18 protein-coding genes are annotated in these 17,468 nt (G+C 43.7%); 6 read left to right on the top strand and 12 right to left on the bottom strand.

Translation table 11 applies throughout. The features are described 5' to 3' along the window. Positions 1–15 precede the first annotated feature (15 nt). Positions 16–1,392, bottom strand: a complete 1,377-nt coding sequence (locus ACGHCT_RS11365; protein WP_226904024.1) for an ABC transporter substrate-binding protein — start codon at positions 1,390–1,392, stop codon at positions 16–18. Positions 1,393–1,686: 294 nt separating this feature from the next. Here ACGHCT_RS11365 and ACGHCT_RS11360 point away from each other — a divergent pair, with 294 nt between their 5' ends. Beyond that, positions 1,687–2,727 (top strand): LacI family DNA-binding transcriptional regulator, encoded by a 1,041-nt coding sequence (locus tag ACGHCT_RS11360; RefSeq protein ID WP_226904023.1) that lies wholly within the window; start codon positions 1,687–1,689, stop codon positions 2,725–2,727. Positions 2,728–2,776: 49 nt separating this feature from the next. Here ACGHCT_RS11360 and ACGHCT_RS11355 read toward each other — a convergent pair whose 3' ends face one another. Continuing rightward, on the bottom strand, positions 2,777–3,880 hold the full coding sequence (locus ACGHCT_RS11355; RefSeq protein ID WP_256282187.1) for a zinc-ribbon domain-containing protein: 1,104 nt from the start codon (positions 3,878–3,880) through the stop codon (positions 2,777–2,779). A 364-nt stretch (positions 3,881–4,244) separates the two neighbouring features. On the opposite strand from ACGHCT_RS11355, the gene ACGHCT_RS11350 reads away from it, so the two are divergent. Together ACGHCT_RS11350 and ACGHCT_RS11345 are read left to right on the top strand one after the other, a co-directional pair. After that, the gene (locus tag ACGHCT_RS11350) at positions 4,245–4,466 is read left to right on the top strand and encodes a hypothetical protein (RefSeq protein WP_226904021.1); all 222 of its coding nucleotides are present in this window, start codon (positions 4,245–4,247) and stop codon (positions 4,464–4,466) included. Positions 4,467–4,485: 19 nt separating this feature from the next. After that, a complete protein-coding gene (locus tag ACGHCT_RS11345) occupies positions 4,486–4,914 on the top strand; it encodes a CPBP family intramembrane glutamic endopeptidase (RefSeq protein ID WP_256282186.1) in 429 nt (142 codons plus the stop codon). Here the strand turns inward: ACGHCT_RS11345 and ACGHCT_RS11340 are convergent. The 9 genes from ACGHCT_RS11340 to rpsB all read right to left on the bottom strand — a co-directional run bounded on the left by ACGHCT_RS11340 (position 4,911) and on the right by rpsB (position 12,919). Further along, on the bottom strand, positions 4,911–5,078 hold the full coding sequence (locus ACGHCT_RS11340) for a hypothetical protein (protein WP_173015625.1): 168 nt from the start codon (positions 5,076–5,078) through the stop codon (positions 4,911–4,913). The genes ACGHCT_RS11345 and ACGHCT_RS11340 overlap by 4 nt on opposite strands. Positions 5,079–5,096: 18 nt before the next feature. Then, positions 5,097–5,936 (bottom strand): CPBP family intramembrane glutamic endopeptidase, encoded by an 840-nt coding sequence (locus tag ACGHCT_RS11335; RefSeq protein ID WP_390435964.1) that lies wholly within the window; start codon positions 5,934–5,936, stop codon positions 5,097–5,099. Then, positions 5,933–6,502 carry a TetR/AcrR family transcriptional regulator gene (locus tag ACGHCT_RS11330; RefSeq protein WP_154260437.1) on the bottom strand — a complete coding sequence of 190 codons (570 nt, stop codon included), beginning with the start codon at positions 6,500–6,502 and terminating at the stop codon, positions 5,933–5,935. The genes ACGHCT_RS11335 and ACGHCT_RS11330 overlap by 4 nt, the downstream gene beginning before the upstream one ends. Before the next feature lie 105 nt (positions 6,503–6,607). Further along, positions 6,608–7,375 (bottom strand): ABC transporter ATP-binding protein, encoded by a 768-nt coding sequence (locus ACGHCT_RS11325; protein WP_256282184.1) that lies wholly within the window; start codon positions 7,373–7,375, stop codon positions 6,608–6,610. Positions 7,376–7,445: 70 nt separating this feature from the next. After that, entirely contained in the window at positions 7,446–9,779 is a 2,334-nt protein-coding gene (locus ACGHCT_RS11320) for an ABC transporter permease (RefSeq protein WP_154260441.1), read from the bottom strand. A gap of 116 nt (positions 9,780–9,895) precedes the next feature. After that, complete coding sequence (locus ACGHCT_RS11315) at positions 9,896–10,531, bottom strand: TetR/AcrR family transcriptional regulator (RefSeq protein WP_226904017.1); 636 nt, start codon at positions 10,529–10,531, stop codon at positions 9,896–9,898. Between the two features lie 282 nt (positions 10,532–10,813). Beyond that, entirely contained in the window at positions 10,814–11,074 is a 261-nt protein-coding gene (locus tag ACGHCT_RS11310; RefSeq protein ID WP_226904016.1) for a hypothetical protein, read from the bottom strand. A 111-nt stretch (positions 11,075–11,185) separates the two neighbouring features. Then, a complete protein-coding gene (gene tsf, locus ACGHCT_RS11305; RefSeq protein ID WP_256282183.1) occupies positions 11,186–12,118 on the bottom strand; it encodes a translation elongation factor Ts in 933 nt (310 codons plus the stop codon). 30 nt (positions 12,119–12,148) lie between these two features. Further along, the gene (gene rpsB / locus ACGHCT_RS11300) at positions 12,149–12,919 is read right to left on the bottom strand and encodes a 30S ribosomal protein S2 (protein ID WP_154260462.1); all 771 of its coding nucleotides are present in this window, start codon (positions 12,917–12,919) and stop codon (positions 12,149–12,151) included. Positions 12,920–13,254: 335 nt separating this feature from the next. Between rpsB and ACGHCT_RS11295 the strand changes: the two genes are divergently transcribed. The 3 genes from ACGHCT_RS11295 (at position 13,255) to ACGHCT_RS11285 (ending at position 16,133) form a co-directional block, all read left to right on the top strand. After that, entirely contained in the window at positions 13,255–13,893 is a 639-nt protein-coding gene (locus ACGHCT_RS11295; protein WP_154260464.1) for a bifunctional 4-hydroxy-2-oxoglutarate aldolase/2-dehydro-3-deoxy-phosphogluconate aldolase, read from the top strand. Positions 13,894–13,962: 69 nt separating this feature from the next. Continuing rightward, positions 13,963–14,988, top strand: coding sequence for a sugar kinase (locus tag ACGHCT_RS11290; protein WP_154260465.1), 1,026 nt, complete (start codon positions 13,963–13,965; stop codon positions 14,986–14,988). Positions 14,989–15,104: 116 nt separating this feature from the next. Further along, on the top strand, positions 15,105–16,133 hold the full coding sequence (locus ACGHCT_RS11285) for a sugar kinase (RefSeq protein ID WP_226904009.1): 1,029 nt from the start codon (positions 15,105–15,107) through the stop codon (positions 16,131–16,133). A 4-nt stretch (positions 16,134–16,137) separates the two neighbouring features. Here the strand turns inward: ACGHCT_RS11285 and ACGHCT_RS11280 are convergent, their stop codons facing one another. Next, positions 16,138–17,301: an MFS transporter gene (locus tag ACGHCT_RS11280; RefSeq protein WP_390435960.1), complete on the bottom strand. Its 1,164-nt coding sequence runs from the start codon at positions 17,299–17,301 to the stop codon at positions 16,138–16,140. Positions 17,302–17,468 lie beyond the last annotated feature (167 nt).

Here is a 17,468-nt window from a genome sequence, read left to right as displayed (position 1 = left end):
CTTTTCCCTTCTTTCCTACTTCTGTTCTTTCCAATACTCTGCGATAGATTCTGTCAGTTCCTCCCTGTCGCTTCTCCCGGCCAGATATTTCTGCATTGCCCCACCCAGCACTGCCCAGTGATCGTTAGGTACGATGGCCGATGCATTATATGTCTCACCGGCCTGCACCTTCTCATAAATGTCTGCACTCAACGGATCCGTTGGCTCATATGGATTATTTATAAAAGGGGGGATCACATTGCAGGTCTTTACAAGCATCTGCTGTCCAATCTCAGAAAATACAATCCAGTTTAAAAACTCCCGGGCCGCAGCCTGCTCCTTCTCCGACGCTATTTGTCCGTCCAGCATCACCTGCTTCGACGGAGATGCCTGAATCTTCTTATTTACAAAGTCATCAGCATCGCTGTTTAAGAAATATGGAAGGAAGCCGTACTCCTCTTCCTCCCCGGCTCCTGCTTCGGTAAGATTGGGCCATGCCCAGTTTCCGTTGAACCAGAATGCCGTCTTGCCATCAGCTAAATCTATTGCCATCTCATCGTAGTCGGCTCCCAGCGGATCGCCTTTTGCCACATTATATTTTTTCAATACATCGAACATATCCAGAAACTCTTCCAGTCTGTCATATGTGTCAAGATTACATTCTCCGTCCTTAATTTGTTGAATCACCTCCTGTGCCCCTTCTGAAGTACCGTCATAGGTCTCATAGATATACTGCAGATGGTGCGCTCCAAGCGACCAGTCTTCCTTCGCAAGCGATACAGGCTTCTCAATTCCGGCAGCTTTTAGCTTTTCAAGAAGTTCTACAAAGTTATCTAGTGTACCAATGGACTTGGGATCAAATTCCTCACCCAGTGCCTCTTCAATCACTGCTTTGTTGTAAATCAGCCCTCTTCCCTCAATACATAGAGGAAAGCTGTAGACTTTTCCATTAACCTCTGTCAGATATTCTCCGGCCTGGGCAGTCCATGCTTCCCCTGTCAAATCTGCGGCCTTTTCCTCTGCCAATGCAATTACATCCGTGGTATCCAGAATCGCCATTGTAGGCGGTGTTCCAGAATTATACATGCTGACCACCTTAGTGTAGGGCGAATCACCGTCTGTCACCGGCATAACTTCCACATGCACTTTAGACTTCTCTTCAAATACAGCAGACATCTTCTCCAGCGGAGCCTGTATCTCTGCCTTTGAATTCAGAAGTGTAATCTCTGTTCCCTCTAACGACGCATCATATGTAAATGTATCTGTAGATGTGTCAATCGGTACCTCCTTTACTTCTTCGTTTGGATCGTCCGGGTCACTTGCAAATCCGAACCGGCAGCCAGACAGTGTTGTCACCGCCAGCGCTGCTGCAAGAACCCCTGCTATCCCTTTTGCCCTTACTTTCTTTTTCATCCAGTAAATCCTCCTAATCTCCCGCTACGCCATATACCCGGCTTTGGTACTTCCATTTACGAGCTTTGATTAACCGGTAAAGTAACCGGTTACTTTTGTAACTCCAGCATAGCATAGATATACTTCATAGTCAATCACCAAGCTAATTTTCAGCAATAATATACGGTATGGACTATTCAAAATTGTAGATATGTTACAAAACCGGTTACTTAACCGATTACTTGTTGCCCTGGTATTTGATTTTTGCTATACTTGTACATAGAATTACATTATAAAGAAAGCAGCGTGATAACTATGGCCCAGAAAAAGAGAGTCACATTTGACGATATTGCAAAATATACCAACTTTTCCAAAACAACGATCTCCCGCTACTTTAATAATCCGGATTCCCTGACGCTGGAGAACCAGCAGATCATCTCTGATGCGCTGGTGAAGCTGGATTACAAAGAGAATAAGGTGGCCCGCATCCTCGCCAGCGGGAAGACTGAGTTTATCGGCATCATTGTGCCAAACCTGTACCTTCGCTATTACTCTGAGATGCTGGATCAGATACTCTCCACCTATGAGACCTTTGGCTATAAATTCTTAGTCTTCATCGGCAACGGCAATGAGGAGAGCGAGCGGCGCTACATTCAGGAGCTGCTCTCCTATCAGATAGAAGGAATGATCATCCTAAGCCACACCATTCCCTCCCATGAGCTGGCCGGACTTTCTATTCCAATTGTGACAATTGAGCGGGAGGATCGTTTTGTATGCAGCGTCAACACCGACAATTATATGGGTGCTGTACAGGCCACAAGTCTCCTTGCCAGGCACAAGTGCGATGTACTTATTCACATAAATTCCCCAACTCCAGAAGAACGCCCGGCCTACGGACGTATCCAGGGCTTCCGGGATTTCTGCAAGGAACATCACTTGAAGCATCAGGTCATCATCGAAGATCTGGGAAGCACCCACGAAAGCAGCCAACGTCATATGAACCACATTTTAAACCAGATTGAAATGGACTACCCGGATCAGAAAAAAGGCATCTTTGTATCAAGTGATACTTATGCCAATGTCCTTCTCAACCTGCTGTTTCGTAAGTACGGTACTCTGCCGCAGGATTACCTGATTATCGGTTTTGACAATTCTCCCGTATCTGAAGAAGCTATTATCCCGATCAGCACCGTCGGGCAGCAAATAGAAAAACTGGCGTACGAGGCTGTCAGTATGCTCGTCACGCAGATGAATGAGCGCAAAAAGAGACGGCCCGTTCCTTTGAAAGAACCAATTCATAAGATGGTAACACCAATCCTTATCCGCCGCGAAACCACGGAAGGATTACTAGAATAGCAATAAAAGCTCCCGGATATTCCGGGAGCTTTTATTGCTATTCATGAATTTATTCATAATATGTTCCTGTCTGATAATGGGGAGTAAACTCTAGATTATAGCCATCAAGAGACAATTTGCTGTCACTGAAATATACATCTACCGTAGCTACTTGCTCCGGTTTCCATGATTCCACCTGACTGGCATTGCCACTGGCAATAATACTCCCATCTCCATCTAACACATTTACATCCGCATAGAAGTATTCAAAAGTACGATCTGTCGTATTCTTCATTGTCATTTTATAAGTCTTATAACCCCACTCGTCTTCAGTAGTATCGATTGTAAACCCTTCCGTCATCCTCTGAATGTTTTCTCTTACAGATTGCTGTTCCGCTGCAGATGAAGCATCTACCAATATATCTTCTACTGTTTCCTGATGCTTCTCATCTACTTTCAAGCCATAATCTTCAATAAACTTCTGCAACAGCATTGAACGTTTTGCATAGACATCTGTCCATTGAGTATAATATGTATTATAATCTACTGTATAATGCTTTGTAGCCTCTTTGGCTGCACGTACATAATCAATGTATGTACGAACATCATCTTGCAAGTCGGCATTGTCAAAGGTTTTGTCATAGAATGGTTCAATTTCTGCCAATTCAATATCACAATATTCGCTGAATATATCCGGATCTTCATACCCCTTACCCTGCTTTGTGTATTCATCGGATTTATCCCAACGATTCATTAGTCCCTTAGACATAGCACGCATATACTGTCCGTCTACAGATAATTCATACTTGCATTTCTCAACCATTTCTTTGCAATCTTCATAATCGCCAAGAGCAGCAAATTTTTCGCTTGCTTCCTCAAATCTTTCATCCTCATAAAGCTCAACCGCCGCTTTATAATTTCTTGCATCCGCAGTCATTATATAATAGCCTGCAATACAAGCGATAACAAGAACCACTATAACTGCACCTATGGCAATTATCTTCTTCGAAAAATGTTTCACATCTTTCTTTTCTGATGGAACAGGTTCTTTCTGCTGCTCTGTAACCTTTTTTTCTTCCTTTTTCATTTCGTCAATCGGATATCCACAGTGTGGGCATTTCCCGGCCTTGTCACTGATTTCACGATTGCACTCCGGACACTTAATCAATGCCATATAGTATTCCTCCCTCATGCTTTTCAATTTTTGCAATATTCTTTAAAACATCGCATCCATCAATATTTATTTTATCACGACTTAATGTAAATTCCGACATAAATTTATAATTATCTTCAAAACTTTTCCTCCTCTCCGTCCACAAGTGCTGAAGAAGCCGAGCCGATTTTTGCTGTCATAGCAAAGACAAGAAATATCCCCATGGAACAAGCGCGAGTTATCTTCAAATCCTTATTTTTGTTTGCTCATGGATATGCCAGTATGTTCGCAAACAACGATATGGAATACGATGAAGAAACCATTTTATCGGATTTAGATTTAATATTTGATGGTACGCTATATGCGTTAAAAGGAGGAATATAGAGTGTATCGTTTATATAAGAAAAATGTATTGAACTTTTCTTTGGCGTGGATTATTGCCTATGTTGTTTTACTTAGTGCTGCTGACAGCTTATCGGTTTCGCTCGGTTTTGAAAAGATAATCACCGCACCTGTGAGTATGGTCTTTGCCCTGCTTATGTTCTTTCATGGGGAGCCTAAAAAATTATTTATACTTTATTCCGCTTGGTTTGATGATAAGCGTTAATTTGTGGAATGGCGTTACAATGAATGTTTCTGTATTGGAGACCGTTCTATTTATTCTGAGTATGCTTTGTGTAGGATTTATTGAGGAAGTTATCTTCCGTGGTTTTCTTTTCAAAGCGATGTGTAAGGACAATATAAGGTTAGCGATTTTTGTTTCAAGTATTACCTTTGGCCTGGGGCATATTGTAAACTTGCTGAACGGCAGAGAGTTGTTACCCACGCTTTTACAAATCTGCTATGCAACCGCAATAGGCTTTTTATTTACGATTTTTTTCTATAAAGGAAAAAGCCTTTTGCCGTGTATCATTACACATAGCATTTTCAATTCAATAGCTATCTTTGCTGTTCAAAGAACGCAAATGTTCAGTATCATCACCTCCATTCTATTATGCGTTATTTCTCTCGGATATGCGTTATGGATATTGAAAAGAGCTGAAAAGTCTGCTTAATTTGACCTCTTATCCATGTCAAGTGCGATAAATCCTGCCGTAACTGCCAGTGCAAGCATAATGTCATGTTCTCCAAAGGGATTTATCACTATGGAATACAACAAAAATGCTGTACAAATCAGTAATACGGCTACTACAATCCTACGCAAAATTTTTTTATTCATCTGCAAGCCCCCTCCCTTTCACTTTACATAAATTCCCATTTTTTTCCGCTTCTTTGCAATCATCATAATAAACGCCAGTGAAAGGACATTTGACAGAACGATCCGCAGAATACTCAATTCGTCCGCACCGGTCTGCGTAACTATATGAAGGGAATTCGTTATGAAATTATTAAAAAAATGTTCAAACATTCCCGCCCAGATGGCTCCTGTCAATGCAGCACACATGCCCCACTCATATCCCAGAATTCCTGCAAGCAGGATATATCCTGCCGCCATCACCACGGCTGTTGGTATATTCATACTTCCATCCAGCACCCAGACCACCACCATCACCACATGCCATAGTCCAAATAGCAATGCCTGAATCAGATTACTTATTTTCTCCGGATATACAGTCTTTGCCATCTGCAGAAACAATCCGCGGAACAAACCTTCTTCTGCCAGCACATTCAGAATATTTCCTGCGATACAGATGGATACCGTAGCGAAGGATAGTCCTGTTATATTCTGACTGGTCAATGCAAAATTGGAAATGTAAAAACGTAGTCCAGGCTGTCTTCCCATGGCCATTAATATCATGTATTCTACGCCATAGGAAATAGCAAAGGAACTAACCCCTAAAGATAATCCCAGCACAGCGCTGCCTAAAATGCCTTTTCTACGAAATCCCAGCCAACAAAGATTTTTCCCTGACAAATAAAGTATGACTCCAATCAATGCAATGGCAAACAGCTTACAGAGAACATTTTCAGCTAAAATCGTCTGGTCTGTCCTGATAAATAGGAATTCTACATACTCCGCTATACTGCATAATAAAAAAACACATAGAATGCCCCATAGGATTTTCCTCTGCTTCATTTGCTGCCTCCGCCCTGGTACTGCTTCTTCAGCGCTTCAAATCCATCCGTGAGAAAACTGCTGATTGCCTCCTCGTTTAAATCCACGTAGGAAGTGGCAACCATAGAGGCAATGCCGTGAATGTAAAACACCATCTCTGTCTGAAAACGGTACGCTGTTTCATAATCCAGTCCAGTTTCTGAGGAAAGCAGTTGAATGATGTCATGCATCTCTGCTTTTCCGTCACTTTCCTGTTCCTTGGAGCGGTCGCGCATAAAAAGTAATCGAAACAACTCTCTTTCCTCTTTTGCGAATCGGATATAGGTCATCCCGATTCCCTTGTAGGGCGGATACATTCCTTTTTCCATGTCCTCCTGTACACAGCTTTGATACACCGCTCTGGCTGCTTTCAATACTTCCTGCTGTACCTCTTCCATATTTTGAAATACTGTAAAAATGGGACTTGCGGAGCTTCCAAGCTGCGCACTCAGAGTTCTGGCTGACAATGCTTGTGCACCGCTGCTTTTAATAATATGTAGTGCGGCCTGTATGATTTCCTCTCTGGAAAACTTTGCTTTTGGCGGCATGTTCTTCCCCTCCTGCTTTACTTTCATCTTTCTAATACACATGTATTAAAACACCTGTATTTATTATAGAAAGAACGTCTCATACTGTCAAGAGGGTTTTCTGTTTTACAATCCAAGACTGGAAAGCCACCCTGCTAGCTTCTGCTCCCTGCTTTTCAAGTCTCCCGTTTCCCCTTGATATTTTCCCAGATGCTTTTCACCTGCTATGACGCCATCCATCATGTACAGCACCCGCTGTGTTTTCGCCGCTACCTTTACATCATGGGTAACAAGAAGGATAGTTGTACCCTTTTCATTTATTTTCAGCAGTATATTCATAATCTCTTCGGCAGCTTTTGAGTTAAGCGCCCCGGTAGGCTCATCTCCGAAAAGAATTTCCGGCTGGTTCATCAGCGCCCGGCAGATGGATGCCCGTTGAAGCTGGCCGCCGGATGCCTGTGTAATATGATGGTCCGCCAACTGCAAAATTCCTGTCTGTTCCATGAGCCTTTTGCCCCGGTCCTTGATTTCCTGCTTTGTTTCCCTCTTTGAGAGGCAGGCGGACAGGAGAATGTTGTCAAATAAATTCAGGTTTTTCAGAAGGTTGCTCTGCTGGAAAACAAAGCCCATCCTATGCAGGCGGATTTCTGCCAGCTCGTCCTCTGACAATGCAGAAAAATCCATATCACAAAACCTGACGCTTCCCTGTGTTGCCCTGTCCATACCGCTGATGGCATATAAAAGGGTGGATTTCCCTGAGCCGGAGGGTCCCATGACAGAGATAAATTCTCCTTTTTCTACAGCTATACTGACATCGTGCAGCACCCTATGTCTGTTGTTTTTCCCCATTTCATATTCTTTGGTGAGATGTTTTACTTCCAGTATTGTATTCATATTAACCTCATTTCTGCTTTTCTTTTAATGAATATAGTTTTATTCCAATCTTGGAAAAAAGGTGCTTGCTCTATTTTGCTGCCAGCATGGCGTGGATACTCTGAATCGTCTGCCTGCACAGAATCATGGCTGCGGCTACTGCCAGCATCAATGACAGAGGGCATAAAAGCCAGGTATACATAGGATTTACCACAAATGTTATATCCGAGATTCCTGATATAAGCAGTCCTGCCAGCTTCTCACCCAGCAGGTTCGCCGCCAGTATCCCAAAAGCCACTCCTGCTGCCAGGAGTAAGACTGCACGGGTAAGGTATTGCTTCATGATATGATTGACTGTAAACCCCAGGCTTTTCATCACTGCAGTCTGTCTGGCCTCCTTTGTCATGAGCATCTTGAAAAACATGCCTGTTATCAGGGCTGCCACAGCAAGAGAAAGTACAAAAGCGGATTTCGCCACCAAACGCAGCTGATCGAGCACCCCGCCCAGCGTTTGATCCACATATTCCGTTACATCCGTTACCTTCGCCGGATGGAATATTTTACTGTATTCCAATCTCTTTTCCTCCCGGGAAACCCCCTCCTTCAGGTTGATATTCACCGTAAACCATATCACTTGTTCCATTTCCATAGGAAGAATAGCTTTCGCTGTTTTTCCCCCGTTGGTGACGTCCTGATAGATACCGGATACAGTCATCTGGCGTTCCTCGCCTCCCGCAACCAGAATCAGACTGTCTCCCGGTTCCTTCTGATACTCTTTTGCATTCATGGTTGACAGCGCAATTTCATTTTCCTTCTGTGGTGCAGAGCCTTTTGTATACTCCAGAGGGAATTGGTTAAAATCTCCGATTTCCACCTTCATATTGTCGTATGTACCCTCACTGTTCGACACCTTAAAAGTGCAGGTAAACAAAGCCGAATACTTGGAAACATCCCCATCCTTTTTCAAATATTCTTCCGTTTCCTTATATCTTGCAATAATATCCGGCGTATGCTGCAGGTCAAGACGGAGATCGCATTTTCCCGCACCCATGTAGGTGACAAAGTTTGGTGACTCTAAGGTGTCTAGAAGGTTAACGGGAACGATCATCAAAAAGGTGCAGAGAACAAACACAAAGCATAGAAGCCCGTACATCCGGAAGTGCTCCAATACCTCCTTCACTCCGAGAAACATGTTTACATCTTTTATCCGGCTGTGGGAGAGAGTATATTTTCCTGTCCTTGATCCTTTGTCCGGTGCCATGCCAAGACGCAGTGCCTCCAGTGCGGAAATCTGGCGGAAACGGCGCAGAATCACCATACAAAAGATAATAATTGCAACAAAAACAATTCCAGCGCCTGTAACAGGAAGCAGCCAGTTCCATATGGTCTGCTTTCCTTTTCCCATGTACAGAGAAATATTTGCTGTAAACAAGTTTCCTGCAAACAGAGATAGCAAATAACCCAGCACGCAGGCAAAAGCAGAGATAGCCGTGTATTTCACCATATAAAGTTTCCTGATATTCTGATTTGAAATCCCTATGGCCTTCATTACACCAATTTCCCGGTAATCCTCCTCTATGGTGGTGAGCATGGTAAAACGCAGGCAAAGCGCGGCAATCAAGACCAGCAGACAGGCAATAAAGATAATGACAGATGCGGCGATCCCGTCCGACATTCCATTAATCACCTTCACCAGGTAATAGCCCATTGCCGTACCCTTTTGGGGCATATTGGAATCCTGGTAAAGTGTTTCCAGCTCCTGTATCCTGGACATATCATGAAGCTGAAATTCAATTAAATATTCAATTTCACCTAAATGTTCATGCAAAAGTTCCCAATCTCCGTCACTGACGAGAAAACGCTTGGAATTTATCATGGAGGGGTTCATCAGGCTGTCACGTAAAAACGCTACAATGGTAAAATCCTTAGCAAAATCTCCATCCACCACCTGCACTTTGTCCCCGGGATGCAGATTGTATCGCTGCATATGATAGATTGGTACTGCTATTTCCCCATCGGATACCTGTAATACCTGATTATCTGTATCCAAAAGATAGTCAAACTGCTGATTTTGCCTGACAAAGGAGTTTTCCATCAAGCTGTCAGCCTCTGATTGCTCCCGGCCTCCTATGTAAATATTGGCCCCATTGATTCCCAAAAGCTCAACGGTCTGCTGTGCCTTAACAAGACTGCGGTTTTCCCTTACAAAATTGTCCAGTTCCGTCTGTTCCACTTCTCCTGCATGGAGCTGTGAGAAGTGAGCCACATCCGCACTCGCAAGCAGTGTATCCATGGAACCTGACAGCGTAAGGATAATCGTAATTGCACCTGACACCAACATTGCAGCCAGAATAAAAAATCCGCATAAGGAGGCGGTAATTATCCGGTTTCTCTTTAAATCATTTTTTAACATGTGAAGCATCATAAGTCAGCCCTGCCTTCCTGTGTACAAAATTATACTGGTGTTTTTTATATGATATACGTCTTTAGACCGTCTGTCTGTCGGTAGCTGTGTAAAAAACAAAGAGACTTTTTGTCCCCTTATTTTTCGCTATCCAGAAAAAGAGGAAGTATTGCTTCCTGCATACTGCCCCGCTCCATCCCCAGAAGCCGTTCTAAATTGTAGATAAATGCCTCTATTTTTATTCGTTTTATTTCCCCATCATTCTGGGCAAGGTCATCAAATACCGTATTGGAATACAGCAGAGTCATTTCCACCACTTCCGCCGGATAATCCGTGTGACATATCCCCTGTTCTATGGCTTCTTCTATCAACTCTGTAACCAGAGGATTAACTTCCGCAAGCAGGCTTTCCTGCAGCTTCTGGTGCAATAATGCATTCTGAGGCTTATGTACCTGCTCCAGAATCACACTTCCAGCAGGACTCTCTACATTGAGTGCACGTACAGCCAGTGTAAGGCGCTGCAGAACCGGCACTTCTTTTTGAAGGACAATACTTTTTGCCTTAGAAATTAACCTGTCTGTGATACGGTCAATCATGGCGTTCAGAATGTCTTCTTTTGACTTAAAGTGATAGTATAGGGTCCCTCTGGCAATTCCAACCTCATTCAAAATATCATTGGTACTGGTATGGTCAAAACCTTTTGTCCCAAACAATCTCTCTGCCACATCCAGTATTTCATTTCTGCGTTCCTTCGCGTCTTTTACCATGCGCATTACTTCTACCACCGTTTCATTACAAATTTGTATACCGACAATCTGTCGATAACACTTTATCATGAATATACACGAATGTCAATTCAAACCGCCATACCTTATGCAAACAATGCATCTGCCGGCGCATATACTTACAGTTTTGAACAAGAGGTAGTTATTGTACGGGATGATGGCATAGTTACAGCTAGTACACACCTTGGGTTTGTACCATACGACTACCATATACAGAGCCTGCTGGAAGGCGCACCTATTTATTGTGAATTGTAGTTTCGTGCAATGTCCTCATTGTAGTGCTTCTAAGACAATGTGTTCCAAATATTCTGGTTTTCTTTTATCCCCTAAATCTGTAAAAATTGCACTTGCAGCCACTAGAGCAGTTCTCATATATTGTGCGTTATCTTTAAACAACTCGCTATCAATAAAGAGCCCCCTACTTTCAATAAACTGACTGCAAAATGTAACGATTGTGCGTATGTTTCCTTCTCGATAGGGATGAATTTTCCACAATGCCGCCATATATTCAGAAAACATTTTTGTGACCACTCTATAGACTCACCCTCCGCACATCAATTTTACATAAACAAGCCCTCATAAACAACGTAAATACGCCATTTATAAGGGCTTATCTCTTAGAATATTAATGCAAAGTTCACATTACTGTCCCATCTGCTTTGCTACTTCCTCAGCAAAATTCTCTTCTCTCTTCTCAATTCCTTCACCAGTCTCAAAACGAACAAATCCTTTGATTGTGATGTTGGCATTGTTTGCCTTTGCTACCTCTTTTACGTATGCGCCAACGTTTTGTTTTCCGTCTTCTGCTTTTACGTAAACCTGATCTAAAAGACAGATTTCTTTTAATTCTTTATTAATACGTCCCATAACCATTCCGCTGATGATCTTGTCATTGGCATCTGGTTTTTCGTTCTTGGCCTGTACGGTTAAGATTTCTTTTTCGTGCTCGATGTAAGCCGCATCCACTTCATCTCTGTTGGTGTACAGAGGCTTAATAGCCGCAACCTGCATAGCAACGTTTTTAGCCATCTCTCTCACTGCGTCATTTATAACGTCTGTTTCCACGTCTACTAAAACGCCGATTTTACCGCCCATATGAGTATAAGATGCAATAAAACCATTCTCCTCAGACATCTGCTGGAATCTTCTGATATTCATATTCTCTCCGATTACTGCAATCTGTCCTGCCAAAGCTTCGGATACTGTCTTTGAAGTATCAAATTTCCATGGCTCTGCCAGGAAAGCTTCGATGTCTGCTGCGCTTGTCTCTGCTGCCTGCTCTGCAACCTGAGCAACATACTCCTGGAACTTCTCGTTTTTCGCCACAAAGTCTGTCTCTGCATTTACTTCTACAACCACAGCCTTTTTGTCGTCATTTATTAATAAAGTTCTGCACAGTCCTTCTGCAGCTATTCTTCCAGCCTTTTTCTGTGCTGTTGCAAGTCCTTTTTCTCTTAAGAACTCCATTGCTTTATCCATATCGCCTTCTGTTGCTGTAAGAGCTTTCTTACAGTCCATCATACCAGCGCCGCTGATTTCTCTTAATTCTTTAACCATTGCTGCTGTAATAGCCATTGTGTTTTCCTCCTGAAAATAATATGGTAATTAAGCTTCTTCGCTTTCTGCCGCTACAATCTCTTCGATGTCATCAGAGCCCTCTGTAACATCCTCAAAGATTTCTTCTTCTGCTGTTGCGCCCTGATTTGCCTCGATTACAGCGTCAGCCATTTTGGAAACGATTAATTTTACTGCACGGATTGCATCGTCATTGCCCGGGATTACGTAATCTAATTCTTCCGGATCGCAGTTTGTATCTGCAATACCGATAAGAGGAATTCCTAATGTGTGAGCTTCCTGCACACAGATTCTCTCCTTTTTAGGATCTACGATAAAGATAGCATCCGGAATCTTCTTCATTTCTTTAATACCGCCAAGGTTCTTCTGAAGCTTTGCTAATTCTTTTCTAAGAGCAATAACTTCTTTCTTAGGAAGAACGTCAAAGGTTCCGTCGGCTTCCATTGCTTCGATTTCTTTTAATCTTGCGATTCTGCTCTGAATTGTTTTGAAGTTTGTAAGCATACCGCCTAACCATCTCTCGTTGACATAGAACATTCCACAACGCTCTGCCTCTGTCTTGATAGCATCCTGAGCCTGCTTTTTAGTTCCCACGAAAAGAATTGTGCCGCCTTCTGCAGCAATATCAGCGATTGCTTTGTAAGCATCATCTACCATTCCAACGGATTTCTGCAGGTCGATAATGTAGATTCCGTTTCTCTCTGTGTAGATATACTCTGCCATTTTAGGGTTCCATCTTCTTGTCTGATGTCCGAAATGAACACCGGCTTCTAACAGCTGTTTCATTGAAATAACGCTCATGTTTTTACTCTCCTTTTGGTTGTTTTCTTCCGCATTCTTCATCTCCCGCAGGAACGTCATTCTTCCTATATTCATATAGAAGAATTCAGCACCCTCCTTTGGAATCCGGCTGCGTGTTTATTTTTGACCTTTAGCATTATAGCATGACTCTAATTGGAAATGCAAGGTATTTTTTGCCTTATTTCCTCATTTTGTTCCATAATATGAAATTTATCGGAAATCCTATTGACATCATATTAGTCAGTGCTATAATCGGAATTAAGATATCACATTACGAAACTTAGTTTCATATTATGGAACTTCAAAACAAACATATAAAAAAGGAGAAATGAACCATGCATGAAGTATTAGAGCAGATCCAGAAGCTTGGCATCGTACCTGTTGTTGTATTAAACGATGCGAAAGATGCAGAACCCCTTGCAAAAGCCCTGTGCGACGGAGGCCTCCCCTGTGCAGAGGTGACCTTCCGTACTGCTGCGGCGGAGGAATCCATCCGTATCATGGCAGAGAAATTTCCTCACATGTTAATCGGTGCGGGAACCGTACTCACTACAGATCAGGTTGACCGCGCAGTAGCCGCGGGCGCCAAATTCATCGTAAGCCCGGGTCTGAACCCGCGAATCGTAAAATACTGCGTAGAAAAAGGAATCCTCATCACACCTGGATGCTGTAATCCAAGCGATATAGAGCAGGCACTGGAAAATGGACTGGAGGTTGTGAAGTTCTTCCCCGCAGAACCTGCTGGCGGATTAAAAATGATCAAAGCTATCGCCGCTCCTTACGTGGGACTTAAGTTTATGCCAACCGGCGGTATCAATGCAGCTAACGTGAAAGATTACCTGGCTTACGACCGTATCGTTGCCTGCGGAGGGAGCTGGATGGTAAAAGGCAGTCTGGTAGATGAAGGGAACTTTGCGGAGATTACCCGACTTACCAAAGAAGCAGTTGCCATTGTAAAAGAAGCAAGAAGCTAAAAGATTCTAAACTCAATTTGTAACATAATAAATGAAAACTCTTTAATTAAGAAAGGACGAAGACTCATTATGGCAAAAAAAGTAATTACCTTTGGTGAAATTATGTTAAGACTGGCTCCGGAAGGATACTACCGTTTTGTACAGGCAGATACCTTTGGGGCAACCTACGGCGGAGGAGAGGCCAACGTTGCCGTATCACTTGCCAATTATGGATTTGATGCTAAGTTTGTCACCAAGCTTCCAAAGCACGAAATCGGCCAGGCTGCAGTTAACTCACTGCGCAAATACGGCGTTGATACCTCTTTTATCGCCCGGGGCGGAGACAGAGTAGGTATCTATTTCCTGGAAAAAGGAGCTTCCCAAAGACCCTCCAAAGTAATCTATGACAGAGCAGGTTCTTCCATTGCAACAGCAAACACAGCAGATTTTGACTGGAACGCCATCTTCGACGGTGCAGACTGGTTCCATTTTACTGGTATCACACCTGCGTTAAACGATGATGTGGCTGCTATCTGCCTGGAAGCCTGCAAAGCTGCCAAGGAAGCCGGTGTTACGATTTCCTGTGACCTGAATTACAGAAATAAATTATGGTCCAAAGAAAAAGCCGGACAGGTTATGGGTGAACTGTGCAAGTATGTAGATGTTTGTATTGCCAACGAAGAAGACGCCTCTGATGTCTTTGGCATTAAGGCTGCCAATACTGATGTTACCGCAGGTACTGTAAATCATGAAGGTTATAAGGATGTAGCCAAGCAGCTGGCTGACCGTTTTGGTTTCTCCAAGGTTGCGATCACACTCCGGGAGTCCTTGTCCGCCAATGACAATAACTGGTCCGGTATGTTATATGATGGTACGGATTACTTTTTCAGCAAAAAATATAAGATGCACATCGTTGACCGCGTGGGCGGCGGCGACAGCTTCGGCGGCGGATTAATCTGCTCCTGCTTAAACGGATGTGATTCTCAGACAGCCATAGAATTCGCGGTTGCTGCTTCCTGCCTGAAGCATTCAATTGAAGGCGACTTTAACATGGTATCCATGGATGAAGTGAATAAACTGGCAGGCGGAGACGCTTCCGGCCGTGTCCAGAGATAGTTTTTGAATTAACCTAATAACTTTTACTGTTTACATTTCCCTATTGCCATTGGGATGTAATTCCTGGGGATGCTGTTGCCATGCAGCATCCCACTTTTATAGAGGAGTTTTTTAACATGAAAAACAAAAAAGATTTTGATATTCTGGCACTTGGAGAATTGCTGCTGCGTTTATCCCCGCCCAACAACGAGCGCCTTACCAGGGGAGAAACCTTTCAGAAGCAAGTGGGGGGAGCCGAACTAAACGTTGTCTCCGGCGCCTCACTTCTGGGTTTGCGTACCGGTATTATTTCAAAGCTGCCCTCTAACGATATGGGTACCTTTATTAAAAACCGCGTGCGATTCTGCGGAGTCAGCGACGATTATCTGGTATACGATACCAGTAAGGACGCACGCCTCGGGGTATATTACTATGAAAACGGAGCCCATCCAAGGAAGCCCAGCATCGTATATGACCGTATGTATACCTCCATGAACAAAATAGATGTCTCTGACTTTTCCGAAGATCTCTACGCTTCCGCCCGCTGTTTCCATACCAGCGGAATCACCCTGGCCCTCAGCCCTCAGGCCCGCCGCACAGGCATCGAAATGATCAAGCGGTTTAAGGAACAGGGAACTATTATTTCCTTTGATGTTAACTTCCGGGGGAATCTCTGGTCAGGGGAAGAAGCCAAAGCCTGCATCGAAGAGATTCTGCCCTATGTGGATATTTTTTTCTGCTCCGAAGACACCGCCCGCCTTACTTTTCTGAAGGAAGGGAATCTAAAGGACATCATGAAAAGCTTCACCCAGGAGTATCCTATCTCCATCGTTGCTTCCACCCAGAGAATTGTCCACAGTCCCAAAGTCCATACCTTCGGATCCGTTATATATGATGTCAAATCAGACACATATTTTGAGGAAGAACCTTACAGGGATATCGATGTTGTTGACCGCATCGGCAGCGGAGATGCCTTTATCTCCGGCGCCCTGTACGGACTTTTGGCCCACGACTTTGACTGCCAAAGGGCAATGGAATACGGCGATGCCACAAGCGCAGTGAAAAATACCATTCCCGGGGATCTGCCCTCCTCTGATCTTACAGAGATTAACCGGATCATCTCTGCCCACAAACAGACAGGAAGACAGTCTGAGATGGATAGATAATCATTTATCTCCTGATCATTTTCCCGGCAGCCGCCAGCAGAGCACCGCTCCCCACCATTATCCACTGTATCGGCACCCGATCCGCCATAGGACCGAAGATGAGCATTCCCAGGGGCATAACACTTCCTGAAATTATTTGAAATACAGAAAACACTCTTCCTAATTTGCCTGCCTCAACCTCTTCCTGGAGCATGACTGTGGAAGCTGTGGCCAGGGCAGGCATAAAGGCCCCTGAGATCATCATTACAGCCAGATACATCCAGAAATACGGAGTCAGCCCAAGCAAAAGAAATGTGATTCCAAACCCTATATAGGAAACTGCCATGACTCTCCACTTGTCTTTAAAATTACCCTTCCAGGCCACAAAAATCCCTCCCAGAAGGGATCCAACGGTCCATACGATTTCATTGGCCGACAGCCTCCACACCTCACTCCCAAAAGTCCTCTCAATCATAAGAGGCGTTAAAAAGGCAGCGGGTGTAATAAGAAAGAAGGCAATTCCGTAAAAAATCAGTATCCTGGATACAATGGCATGGCCTGTGGTATATTGAATTCCTTCTTTCAATTCCTTCCACATGGAAACCTGGCCTTTGCTTACGGGCTTTTCCACCTTCAAAAACGCCATAACGCATATGGCAAGGGCTGCAGTTATCACATCTACCAGCATCGCCCAGGCAATCCCCACACTTCCCAGAAGGACGCCTCCCACAGCAGGAGAAATCATCATAAGGACCGAATTACACGTCTGGTTAATTCCATTTATTCTGGTAAGCTTTTCCTGAGGAATAATCTGAGGGACAATGGCTCCTACGGCAGGCGTCTGCACTCCCGCTCCCACTGAACGGACGGCTGATACCAGCATAAGCATCCACATCGAATCTTTTCCAACTAAAAACATCAGAGCAAGTCCCAGCGTTGAGGCAGCAATAAAGCCATCCGACACCATAATCAGCATTTTTCTGTGATACCGGTCAGCCCAGACCCCGGCAAAGAGAGAGATGAAAAGCTGGGGAAGCAGAGAGCACAGGATTGAAGCAGTCATCCACATACCCGATGAGGTTTTCAGTGTAATATACCAGGTAATGGCATATCCAACCACAGAAGACCCAAAAAGGCTGATATTCTGACTGACAAGAAACAAGATACATTTTTTCTTCCATTCTTTCATATTTACCTCACATTTTAGTTATCAGGCACCGGAATGCCTTTTTCTTTTTGAGTAAAAAAAACAACAGACAAACGTTCCCTTGGAACCTTTGCCTGCTGCTTACATCCGCAAAAAGAGCATAATTTCAGAATATACACTCTGTAAAAAACAGAGGCAGCCTGCTCATG

Origin of the sequence: Lactonifactor longoviformis, assembly GCF_042848515.1 — a bacterium.
Lineage (GTDB): Bacteria > Bacillota > Clostridia > Lachnospirales > Lachnospiraceae > Lactonifactor > Lactonifactor longoviformis.
Note: the sequence above shows the minus strand (reverse complement) of the source record. Positions and strands in the feature narration are given on the sequence as shown.